We start from the raw sequence: 2522 nt of genomic DNA on the forward strand, positions 1-2522 counted from the left end.
TGCTGAGATCGGCGACTGGATGCTACGCCGCCGCAAGGACGTGCTGCCCGACCTCAAGGGTAAGCAGCGGCAGACCGTGCCGGTCGTGCTCGATGAGGCGCAGCAGGTCGAGTACAACGCCATCCGCAACGCCGATCAGCCCGTGTTCGCGCGGTTGGGTCGACTTCGCCAGCTCCTGGAGCGCGTGAAGGTACCGGTGGTGATGGAGCGGCTGGGCGAGTTGGATCCCGAGGACAAGGTGATCCTCTTCTGCGAATACAAGGAGACGGTGGCCACGTTGCAGCAGCTGTGCGAGGCCGCAGGCCTGGGATGCGTCACGCTGGTAGGCACTGACAGCCTCACGAAGCGGCAGAAGGCGATCGATCGCTTCCAGCAGGAAGCTGATTGCCGGGTCTTCATCGGTACGACGTCAGCGGCCGGCACCGGCAACAACCTGACCGCGGCGAACTACGTATTCTTCCTGGGGCTGCCCTGGACGCCGGGGCTGCAGGACCAGGCCGAGGACCGCGCCTACCGCAATGGACAGCGGCGCCTGGTGGTGGTCAAGATCCCGCTGGTGGAAAACAGCATCGACCTGCAGCTGTGGCAGATGCTGCAGGACAAACGGCGAATCGCTCAGGATTTGATTGAGCCGGACGCCGTGAGGCAGGCACAGCATCAGCTGGCAGACAGCATGGTGGCGTGAAGACAGCGCAACGATCTTCACGCCCGGAAGGCCCGGCAGAATCTAGAACGCTGCCAAGCCTTCCATCACTGCCGTATACACGACAGTTCCGTAGGTCAGAACGCCCAGGGGGACGCCTAAAGCAGCCCCTACGATCAGCACGCAGCTCAGGACAGCGGCGAGCGGGATACCAAAGAGTGGTTGCTGAGTCGCACCTTTGCTTTGGTGTTGAATCACCATGTCAGGAAATAGATCCCGCTCCGCTGAGTCAGGCTCTGCCTTGAAGCGAACAGGCTGGGCAGGATTGCTCCGGGAGGTGTGCGCCTTTCCTTGGAGCTCGATCAAGGCTGCAATGTCGGCCAACGTGCCGTCGTTACGGCTGATCTGTTGGTGAGCGGCGCGGAGTGATTCGGGCTTGGCCGTACGACCTGTGGTGAGAGGAGGTTTTCGGGAAGTGGGCATAGGACACATTACTGCTGGAAAGGCTCTAGCATCGCATATTTCGATGATCTTCTTATGAACAATACCGGTTCGGCTGAGTCAACTACCGCGAGTCCATTGCTCCGACTCGAAATTGAGGCTTCAACACTGACCTACCCCCGCCCTCGCGGGGGATTTTTTTGCCTGCTCGACCGGCCGGTGGTTGAAGGTCTTACCGGAACAGCTTGAGTCCGCCCATGGTGGCTATAGGCTGACAGGAGTGCCTGCATCATGAGCGACAACATCACACGGCGTCACAGCGCGCAGCGCTTGCTGCAGCAGCTGGAGAAGAACTTTCCTGACTGCAACTGCCTATTGAGCCCGATAGGGCCCGATGGTGCCGTGGCCGTGCGTGTGATGCCCAAGCACAGGACGACAGTCGTTATCCTGCACGTCGACGCCCAGCGCCTTGCAGATACCTATTATGTCGCCGAGCAGGTCCGACACATCCGCGACCATTTGAAACAAAGTTGAACTCTATGGCGCCCAGGACTCATTACCTATGAGTCGCTGAATCGGCTCTCCCTCCAGGTCAGGATACCTGGAAAGCTTCAAGCTCAGTCTTCCCCCCTCCCCCGCCCCTGCGGGGGTTTTTTTGCCTGCGACTAACCTCTTTCGCTCCAGATACGGTTATCTCCTGCTTTCCAGACAGGTGACTGGCACCGTGAGCCCCACTACGAAATGGGGCCTCACCGCACATGATCTGGAAGCTTACCACCCTCTCGCCGCTCGCCTTCGCCGTCGCACTGGCAGGCTGTGCTCAGCAGGAGCCTGCGCCCAGCGCACCCGGCCCCGACAGCTCGCGTAATCCGGAGCTGCTACAACCCGATCTCTATCCGAAGGGCGCTGTGTCAGAGCCCCAGGTCCGGTACGGCCGCTACACCCTGGTCAACACCGCGCCGGAGACCGAGCAGCGGGACCTGATGGCACAGATCATCGACGTGAACATCCCGGCCAACATGAAGCCGACCGTTCGCGACGCCATGCAGTACGTGGTCAACCGCTCCGGTTACAGCCTGTGTGGCCCAGAGCAGGGGCACGTCAACATCCTCTTCACCCGGCCGCTTCCGGCTGCCCAGTACAAGCTCGGGCCGATGAGTTTGCGCAACACCCTGCAGGTGCTGGCAGGCCCCGCCTGGCAGGTGAAGGTCGACGAGGTCATGCGGTCGGTGTGCTTCGTGCTCCGCCCGGGCTATCAATTGCCGGAGGGTCAGCGCTACGCCGTTGCGCCAGCAGCTCCCCCGACCACGGCCGCCACAAAGCCTGTATCCACTGCCTCGAACTCGGTGGTGACTGTGGCCACTGTACCCGCTACCAAGCCGCTGGAAACGCACACCGATCCGGCCAATCCAACCGCGAACGTACCCGCCACACAGGT

General features: G+C 61.5%; 3 protein-coding genes and 1 pseudogene. 3 read left to right on the forward strand and 1 reads right to left on the reverse strand.

The features are described from left to right. Positions 1-685, forward strand: a 685-nt coding sequence (locus RND78_RS27605; protein ID WP_312733402.1) for a C-terminal helicase domain-containing protein, incomplete at its 5' end; no start/stop codon positions are given. Between the two features lie 42 nt (positions 686-727). On the opposite strand, the gene RND78_RS27610 is transcribed toward RND78_RS27605, so the two are convergent. Beyond that, positions 728-1027 (reverse strand): hypothetical protein, encoded by a 300-nt coding sequence (locus tag RND78_RS27610; protein ID WP_312733404.1) that lies wholly within the window; start codon positions 1025-1027, stop codon positions 728-730. Positions 1028-1375: 348 nt separating this feature from the next. Between RND78_RS27610 and RND78_RS27615 the strand changes: the two genes are divergently transcribed. After that, positions 1376-1618: a hypothetical protein gene (locus RND78_RS27615; RefSeq protein ID WP_312733406.1), complete on the forward strand. Its 243-nt coding sequence runs from the start codon at positions 1376-1378 to the stop codon at positions 1616-1618. 224 nt (positions 1619-1842) lie between these two features. Further along, positions 1843-2522, forward strand: a pseudogene (locus RND78_RS27620) (pilus assembly protein PilL); the annotation flags it as partial.

Origin of the sequence: Pseudomonas oryzihabitans, assembly GCF_032027545.1 — a bacterium.
Lineage (GTDB): Bacteria > Pseudomonadota > Gammaproteobacteria > Pseudomonadales > Pseudomonadaceae > Chryseomonas > Chryseomonas oryzihabitans_F.